Below are 755 nucleotides of genomic sequence, written 5' to 3' on the forward strand. Positions count from 1 at the left end.
CTGTCGCCGTTGCTGTCGAACATCCTGCTCAACGAACTCGACCGCGAGTTGGAACGGCGGGGCCATCGTTTCGTGCGCTATGCCGACGACGCGAACATTTATGTGCGTAGTCATCGTGCTGGCGAGCGAGTGATGGCCAGTGTCGAGCGCTTCCTGAATCAGCGTCTGAAACTGACGCTGAATCGTGAAAAGAGCCGCGTGGCACGGCCTTGGGTCTGTGATTACCTGGGTTACGGGATGAGCTGGCATCAACAGCCAAGGCTTCGAGTTGCGAGCATGAGCCTCAAGCGCTTGCGCGACCGGCTCAGGGAGTTACTGCGTCAGTTTCGGCGCCGCTCGACGGCGAAGGTTATCGAGCGGATAAATCCCGTGCTGCGTGGTTGGGCTGGCTACTTCAAGCTGAGTCAGAGTAAGCGACCGCTTGAGGAACTGGACGGCTGGGTGCGTCACAAACTTCGCTGTGCCGTGTGGCGTCAATGGAAGCGGCCCTCAACGAGGGCGCGCAACCTGATGCGCCTAGGGCTCGACGAAGCACGGGCTTGTAAATCAGCGTTCAACGGTCGAGGCCCATGGTGGAACTCGGGTGCGCCTCATATGAATCAGGCGCTGCGGAAGAAACTCTGGGATCGGCTGGGGCTGGTCTCAATACTGGATACGATAAACCGGCTTAGCCGCATAGCTTGAACCGCCGTATACGGAACCGTACGTACGGTGGTGTGAGAGGACGGCGGGGGTGACCCCGCCTCCTACTCGAT

Annotated in this window: 1 protein-coding gene; it reads left to right on the forward strand. The window is 59.6% G+C overall.

All coding sequences use genetic code 11. From position 1 onward, the window contains the following. A partial coding sequence (locus ACZYSM_RS29245; RefSeq protein WP_489077161.1) for a group II intron maturase-specific domain-containing protein occupies positions 1–684 on the forward strand: 684 nt, incomplete at its 5' end. Positions 685–755 lie beyond the last annotated feature (71 nt).

Source organism: Pseudomonas sp. F220 (genome assembly GCF_057813935.1).